The sequence below is a fragment of the Massilia yuzhufengensis genome (assembly GCF_900112225.1).
GTDB classification, from domain to species: domain Bacteria; phylum Pseudomonadota; class Gammaproteobacteria; order Burkholderiales; family Burkholderiaceae_D; genus Telluria; species Telluria yuzhufengensis.
Genome location: NZ_FOLD01000003.1, coordinates 285529 through 293551 on the forward strand (window position 1 = coordinate 285529; position 8023 = coordinate 293551).

6 protein-coding genes and 1 tRNA gene are annotated in these 8023 nt (G+C 57.2%); 2 read left to right on the plus strand and 5 right to left on the minus strand.

Features of this window, described 5'->3' with window-relative positions; all coding sequences use genetic code 11:
- Positions 1–103 precede the first annotated feature (103 nt).
- Complete coding sequence (locus BM031_RS04715; protein ID WP_091871782.1) at positions 104–469, minus strand: VOC family protein; 366 nt, start codon at positions 467–469, stop codon at positions 104–106.
- A gap of 21 nt (positions 470–490) precedes the next feature.
- On the opposite strand from BM031_RS04715, the gene BM031_RS25445 reads away from it, so the two are divergent.
- The gene (locus tag BM031_RS25445) at positions 491–691 is read left to right on the plus strand and encodes a hypothetical protein (RefSeq protein ID WP_091871783.1); all 201 of its coding nucleotides are present in this window, start codon (positions 491–493) and stop codon (positions 689–691) included.
- Positions 692–931: 240 nt separating this feature from the next.
- A tRNA-Ser gene (locus BM031_RS04725) sits at positions 932–1022 on the plus strand.
- A gap of 667 nt (positions 1023–1689) precedes the next feature.
- Here the strand turns inward: BM031_RS04725 and BM031_RS04730 are convergent.
- The 4 genes from BM031_RS04730 to BM031_RS04745 all read right to left on the minus strand — a co-directional run.
- Positions 1690–4842: a type I restriction endonuclease subunit R gene (locus BM031_RS04730; RefSeq protein ID WP_091871784.1), complete on the minus strand. Its 3153-nt coding sequence runs from the start codon at positions 4840–4842 to the stop codon at positions 1690–1692.
- 18 nt (positions 4843–4860) lie between these two features.
- Positions 4861–6096, minus strand: coding sequence for a restriction endonuclease subunit S domain-containing protein (locus BM031_RS25745; RefSeq protein ID WP_218147563.1), 1236 nt, complete (start codon positions 6094–6096; stop codon positions 4861–4863).
- Between the two features lies 1 nt (position 6097).
- Entirely contained in the window at positions 6098–6994 is an 897-nt protein-coding gene (locus BM031_RS04740) for a hypothetical protein (RefSeq protein WP_091871786.1), read from the minus strand.
- 61 nt (positions 6995–7055) lie between these two features.
- On the minus strand, positions 7056–8023 hold a 968-nt coding region (locus BM031_RS04745; RefSeq protein ID WP_229408566.1), incomplete at its 5' end, for an IS3 family transposase.

The window sequence follows — 8023 nt, forward strand, 5'->3', positions numbered from 1 at the left end:
AAACGACAATGCCGCACGATGGCGGCATATCTATGCGGGTGGGGTGGGCGAGTCTCTCGCCGGCGCGTTCAAACCAGGCTTGCAGGCAAGCGCGTGTGATCCGTCATGACGATGACAGCACAAACGTATTTCTATCCGGATCCCGGAACTTCGCGAAGGTGCCCCACGGCTGCGCGGTCGGCGGTTCGATGAACTCGACGCCGCGCTGGCTTAGCTGGCGATAGGTCGCTTCGACGTTATCGCAGGCGAAGGCACCGTTGAAGAAGGTACCGATGCGGTCTTCCTGGCCATCCATCGTGAACAGAACGACCCGCGTGCCCGAGCTGGCGATGCGCAGCTCGATCCAGCGCTTGCCTGGGCCCATGGGCTGGTCGGTTGCGATGTCGAAGCCGAGCTGTTCGGTGTAGAAGGCGAGGGCGCGGTCCTGGTCGGAGACGGGGATGCTGACGAATTTCAGTTGGGTGATCATGGGCGTTCTGGCGTGGTTGTCATGACGGGCATTATCGTGGCAGACTGGGTTGTCTATGTAATTTTAACGATTATAGTAATCATGACTACCCGCCAGTCCACGCTTGATGCCTATGTGTTCGAGGTCCTGATGCCGGACCTGATCGGCCATGACCGTCGTCCTGCCGCGTTCATCGTTTACTTGTTCCTGCTTCACAGCACGGAGACGCTTGGCCGGGACTAGGTGCCCGCGAGCCTGCAGACTATCGCCATCAAGACCGGCCTGTCCAAGTCCGCGGTACAAGTGGCGCTGCGCCATCTGAAGCGGCGTGGGCTGGTGGGCGAGGACGAAGTTGGGACGCAGGTGAATCCTGTTCGCCACGTGCTGCGTCCTTGGCGCCGGCGCTGGCCGGGCATGACGGGTCTTGTATAGAAGAGAATCCTTGCTATAATAGGCGGCTTCGTGGATACACGAGCGCCATCAGGAGAGATGGATGAGTGGTTTAAGTCGCACGCCTGGAAAGCGTGTGTAGGTTCATAGCCTACCGGGGGTTCGAATCCCCCTCTCTCCGCCAGGAAACAAAGAAAAGGCCACCCCTCGGGTGGCCTTTTTTTGTTGCCTCGCGGAGAGAAGCAGGGCCCCTGCGGGCCCTGCGTGGGGGATTCGAAGGGCTGGGCGTACTCGCCCAGCCCTCTCCGAATCGCCACTTTGCTGTCGCCGAAGGCGACAGCCCTGCGCGCCGAGGGCGCGCGGTGCGTGCCCACTGGCTATTGAGGCTTAGTACGCTCCGTTAATTGGCGACGGAGCGGTTGTATTGTTGAGGTCGTGTCTCAATGTCAGACCTGACCCTGACTTCCCATTGTCTCTGTCACCCATCAATGATGCAGCGACGCCCGGAGAAACCGCTCACACAAGGGGTGACGAAACGAGCTGACTTAGAGGGGTGACAGAAAGACATTGTCGTCACCCCCTTAAACACACTGTTTTGTCAACCCTGCTGATTCGCTCGCGATGAAATGCTGGGCCAGTGCGCAAGCCACGACGACGTTCTTGCAGTTAGTAGACACCGAAGTCCTAGAAATATAAGGTCAAGGTCGATGGGCTACCATTCATCGTTCGGAAAATTTATTCACCGATTCTTATATCCCAGTTGCGGCACATCACAACTGTGCGCGGCCGAGTGCTTGCCTTGTTCTCAACCGTACACCGGGTGAACGACTGACCATTTTATTAAACGCTAGTTAGAGTTCTCCGGCATCAATACCTTTTTCCACGGTCCCGTGTAGGAGGAACTCACTCAAAACCTTAGCAGTCCTGATCCTAATCTTGAAATTCGGTAGTAAATGACCTTCAAGGCGTTCAAAGTAAACCTTAGCCTTTTCCTGATCTACTGTGTCCCTAAGATCATCAAATCGACCATATTCATTGAGATTTGCCTCCGTGAGATGAGTGCTCATCAAAGCAATCAGCTTCAAAGCATCCAGCCCGAAAGCTGAGACAATAGCCGCCACTTCTTTGTCCTTGGCCGCCATCTTGTAGTCCGTCAGATAGTCACGAAAGGTTCTCGACGAATCGATTTGCGCGTCGCCGCGCTGGATGTCATGCAAGAAGATCTCGGCGAACTTCTGATCCTCCTGCGAAAGCGACGTGAAAGACCGATGCAGCTCGGTTAAAGTTGCCTCCTTAGACGGCCCGTCGCCATCCTGCAACTCTTTGAGGTACTTTGCAAAGCGCGAGTTCATGTAGTCGGCGTCAATCTTGCCGGTGTCGATCTCGGTGATGTGGCTGTTAATGTCAAATGGGATGCTTTCACCGGCACCACCACCGCCTGCTCCCAGTTCTTTGTAGCGCTGCAGCAGTGTGAGGTACTGCTGCTGAGTGATCGTCACCCCTATCGACTGCTTGGGCTCAGGATCGAACTCATAGACTGTCTTGTCCCAGGTGAAGCCCTGAATCTTCGCGGCTTCCAGAATGGCGCTGAACTGGTTGAACTGTTTGGCGAAAGCTGCCCGCGCCGCCAAGTCGTCGGGCAATTTGGCGAAATCTGTAATGCACGCCGCGCTGAAGATGGCGCCGATCTCGGTGAAGCAGTCGTTCAAGCGCTCCAGGTTCCGGGGAAGTTGGTCGGCAAAGAGACCGATAGGCTTGTCACCTGAGTAGAGCCTCACCGCGGCCTCCACGTTTCGCTTCATCGTGTGCGGGCTGCGGTAATAGCGGATGGTGCCGAACGGTTTGTCTGGCCCGAACAGTCGGTTCGTACGTGAGAACGCCTGGATGATGTTTTCATACTCCAGCAGTTTGTCGCAGTACAACGTGTTGACCCACTTCGAGTCGAAGCCGGTCAGCATTTGGTTCACTACGATCAGCAGATCCAGACGCTTCTCGGACTCGGCCTCGATGCGGATGTAGGGCGCCTTGTGGGCCAGGCGCGCGGCCAGGTCTTTCTTGAAGTTCGCATGGCTTCCCATGTCGAACTTCTGCCCATAGGTGGCGTTGTAGTCCTTGATGATCTCTTCCAGACCAGCTGCTTTGAAGGCGGGATCGGTACCACCGGTGTCATCATCGCTGATGTGTGGATCAAACAGCGCGGTTATCTTGAGCGCGGCGCACTGCGCCTTCATAAGGCGGTAGTAGATGATCGCCTCGGTGATGCTGCTGGTGGCAAAGATGGCGTGGAACTTCCCTGCCTGGCTAAGCACCTCCCAGTTGTCGGCAATGTTCGTCAGCACGGCGTAGCGGTGCTCATTGCGCCCGTACTGTGCATTCGGTAGGTAGTCTTCAATGCCTCGCTGGTACTCGCCAGCCGCATTGCGGTGGCCTGCCATTGGCACGTCGCTCATGTACCGGTTGAAGACCTTTTTCTTGGCTGGGTCCGCCAGCGCCTCAGCAACGGTCGTCGCCTTGGCCCTCTCCAACGCCACCGCTTGCCTCAGATCACGGTCGCGGTAGGTCGGAACCTGATAGGGGTCAAAGCCCAGCACGTTCTTGTCGCGGATGCCGTCGGCAATGCTGTAGCGGTGAAGTTCGTCGCCAAAGACATCCGTCGTGGTGTTCTGCTTCTGCACGTTCTCCTTGTGGATGGGCGTGCCGCTGAAGCCGAAGAACACCGCGTCTGAAAAGCTCGCTTTGATGTCGGCCAGCATGTCGCCGAAGGTGGAGCGGTGGCACTCGTCCACGATGAACACGATGCGTTTGCCGCGCATGGTCTCCAGCTCGTGCGCCTTCAACCCATCGGCGTCATCCGTGATCCGACTCATCTTCTGGATGGAAGTAACGATCAGGGTGTCCGCTGGGGCGGTGCTCTTAAGCGTCTTGACGAGCACGCCTGTGTTCTCGGTGGCCTGAACCTGGTTGCTATCACCGGCAAAGTCCCGGTAGGCCTTCAGCGTCTGCGTACCCAGCTCGACCCGGTCCAGCAGGAACACCACTTTGTCCGCGTCCTTTGAGTTGGCGATAAGCTGGGCCGACTTGAAGCTCGTCATGGTTTTGCCGGAGCCCGTGGTATGCCAAATGTAGCCGCCCAAGCGGCTCGGGTTCTTCCAGTCCGTCTTGGCCACCTTGTCCGAAATGGCATGCGCGGCGTAGTACTGATAGCTGCGCATCACCTTCAGCACGCCGTCGGCCTCGTCGGCCACGGTATAGAAACCGATCAACTGGTGCGCCATCGGGATGGACAGGAGACTGGCGGTGAAGCTCTTCCAGTCGTTGACGGGCTCGTTGTTAAAGTCGGCCCAATGGAAGGCGTAGTCCTTGTTGAACTTGCCGTCCGGCCCGGGGTTGGCAAAGTACAGCGCCTCTCCAGGCTCCATCGCCACAAAAATCTGGACCAGTGAGAACAGCCCGGTGAACACCCCCTCTCGTGCGTACTTCTGGATCTGGTTGTAGGCCTGGCTGACCGGCACACCGCTCTTCTTCAGCTCGATGTGGATCACCGGCATGCCGTTGATGAGTAGCAGCAGGTCACCCCGCCGGTCATGCTGCAGCTCAGAGGCGCGGGCGTAGCGCGGCTGCTGAGCGATTTGGTAACGGCTCTGACCGGCGGCAATCTCGTGCCTGTCGTAGACCTTCAGGCTCACCTCTTTGCCGAAGTGCAGCGTGTCGACCGGGTTGTCCCGCGTGATGGCCACCGTCTTGCCGTTGATGAAGCCGTTCAGCTTCAGCGGCGTGCGCAGGCAGACAATCTGCTCCATCACCTGCTGCATCTCGCTGTCGGTCAGCGGCACCTCGTTCAGCCGGTCCTTGCCTCGGTTGTTCTCAAAGAGGATTTGCTTCCAGTTCGCGAGCAGGGCCGCCTCGCTCGAGCACTTGATGACCTCCAATTCCCCCCAGCCACGCTGGCGGAGTTCGTGAATGACAGCCGCTTCGAAGTCGGACTCTTTGGCAAAGTTAGTCATGGGTAACGGGCGTAAGGATCAGGCGAACATTTCTTTCATGCAAGCTGATTCGATCTGCTTGAGTTTTTGGAGCTGGGTCGCATGTTTCGAAATCAGAACATTCAGCTGCTTGAAATAGTCCCCAATCCTCGTCTGTTCTAGCATGTCCTTTGGCCTATGGACGGCTATGTCCTCAATGTCGGGCCCATTGTACGAAGGAAGCGCACCGACCTGAGCGTACTTTGGAAGATAAATCGTATCGAACAAAGTCTTGCCAAAATCTCCATCCCAAGACGAGTCAAAGATGTATGCCATTGCATTGTTATCGATTAGAAAGGGAGCTCTGACCATTTTCTTGCGATTTAGCATGAGCGCAGCTCCAACCTTGGCAAATACTACGGCCGGTAGATTGCTTATTGGCACCCACCTTCTCCGTCGCAACTGTTCATCACTAACATAGTTGTTGGCGGCGACCATTTCATTTTCGTTGCCGGCGAGGCTCATGTCGGAAATCTTAAAGAATGGAATGCCGACCTTACCTCCCTGTTCAACCTCAGGAAAACCAATCCCTGACTGCGTTCTGCCGATTTGGCCCAAATGCTCAATTACCCAATTGCCTGAGAATCCCTTGAAGCGAAGTTCCGGTATCGCAGTGCCAGCACGCGGAAACATCCGCTGAAGCATTGCCTTTTTTAGTGCCACAAGCTTGTCATACTTAATCCGGTGTAAGGCGATCAGTGAACTGAGATCCGAGAAATATGAGGTGATTCTGTGTTGCTCTGGAACAGAAGGGACAGCGAATTTAACGCGAACAAACGATTCCCAGTACAGTCGTTTTCTGAAGTCGGTGACCCCATAAGACAACCTGTTCATTTGGGCCACGACTTGAGGGCGCCTCAAGCCGCAGTCCATGAATAATGGGTAGATGGTGTCGTTCGGGGTTGCTGTAAGATAGGCCGGGCTGACCATTCCCTCAATTTTTGCCACACCAAGGGCTCCCTGCCAAGCACGCATCATGTTCAACACCAGATCCCCCGAGTAAACGTGCTTGTACAGCGACTTGTCTTCGCTTCGGCGCACCTTCTTCCCGAGAGTCTCGGTGCTCAGTTCGCCATTCGAGATCCCGCTATGAATGGAGACTGACAAAATCGGCAGAGAATCATTGCCGCGTTCGTTTCGTTCAGTGTATATCTGGCCCAGTTCTTTCGGCTCCCACGCCGCAGCAAACTCCTTAAAGCGAATCCTTGGCACGCTGTCTTTTGCCTGGTCGGTCATCTCAGCCCCCTGCCAGCAACGTCTTCAGTTCCTTAACGCCCTGGAGGTCAAATTCGCCGCCGTCCAGTTCTCCCAGCATGGTCACCAGGGCATCCTCGGCTTGCTGGATGTCCCGAGCGTTGTCGGCATAGGTGACCCGGTACTTCTCAACCAAAGCATTCAGCTTGGCGATGAGGCTGGATGTCACCAGGCCAGGCAAGCGATGCAGTTGGTTCACCAGCGGTAAGAGCCACTTGCTTTCGAGCAGGGAGTAGACCTGTGCGTCGCTTAACGCTTCGATGGTGGCCTTCGTTTTTAGGTGTAGCGCAGCGGCGTCTTTCTTTATGGCCGCCTTCAGTGACTTCTCTTGGGCCAGCAGTTTGGCTGCTTTGATGATCTTGGCTTCGTAAGACTCAGTGCCTAACGCCGCTGTAGCTGCAGCATCAGCCGCCGACTCCTTGGCTTCCTTGGCCACGGCTGCTGGGACGAACTTGTCACCAGCTTCGTTGAAAGTGTCTTTGGCCTTGTCTTCGTCGCTGAAGCTGTCGAGCAGTTCGTCCAGCAGAGCGGCCACGTCAGCCAGCTCGCCCTCCTTCTCGCGGAGCGCGTCCAACTCCATCTTATGGTGTGCCAACTGCATCAGGTCAAAGGGCAGGATGCGGCCTTTCCAGCCTTCCTGCACCTCCACGTCCTTCCCGTCCTTCTTCTTGACGACGTAGTTCGGGTCAACCACGCGTGTTGCGCTGAAGCCCTCGGTCTGCAGGATTTCAAGATCTATCTCAATGGAGTGCCAGTGGTCGTCAAGGATTTGATAGGCCTGGTACTTGTCGATTAGCGGCACCGTGCCGACCTTGGCTAAGCGGGCGAACAGTTCGTCGCAGATAATCGCTTCTTGGCGAGGGATCTGTAGCGTGAGCATCTTGCCGATCAGCTCGCTGTGCTAAAGTGGCCCCATCAGTCAAGACATTCAGCCGGCTAGTTTAAGCTGTGTCCATTTCCACTTCAGCAGCTGCCCGGCGCTGCCCCGTACTGCCGCCTTTCTCCTGCTCGCGCTTGTCGTTGCCGAACTTGTCGACGATCAGCGCACCTCCTCCAACACCGGCACGGTAGACATAATCCGGCGTCTCGTAACCCAGCGCTTGGTGTGGACGCTCGGCGTTGTAGAACGCAAAGTACTGCGCCAGACCGACTGTCAGCTCGGCCATGTTGGCGTAGCCCTTCAGGTACACGTCCTCGTACTTCACGTTGCGCCACAAGCGCTCTACGAAGATGTTGTCCAGTGCCCGTCCGCGCCCGTCCATGCTGATGGCCACACCTTCGCGCTTGAGTACACCGGTGAAGGCGTCGCTGGTGAACTGCGAGCCCTGGTCGCTGTTGAACACCTCGGGCTTGCCATGCTGGCGCAGGGCGTCCTCCAGGCAGTCCACGCAGAACGACGCGTCCATGCAGTTGCTGATGCGCCAGGCCAGCACCCGACGCGAGTACCAGTCGATGATCGCCACCAGGTAGGCAAAACCGCGCGCCAGTCGGATATACGTCAGGTCCGTACTCCACACCTGGTTCGGCCGCGTGACCGCCACGCCGCGCAGCAGATAGGGATAGACCTTGTGCTGCGGATGCGGCTTGCTCGTCGCCGGCCCCGGCGCCATGCCCGCCAGACTCATTTCCCGCATCAGACGCTGCACCCGCTTACGATTAACGCAGTGCCCTCGCCCCTTCAGGAACACCACCATGCGCCGGCTGCCGTAGAATGGCCGATTGGTGTACTCCTCGTCGATCAGGGCGCGCAGCTGGCCGTCTTCCTCCTCGATGCATTCCTGGCGGGCCGCCGCTTCCAGCCGTCGGTACACCGTCGAACGCGGCACGCCGGCCAGCTCGCATTGCATCGTCAGCGGCATCTTGTCCTCGCGCTCGATCCATCGTGCCCGCTCCGCAGGACTCATTCCCC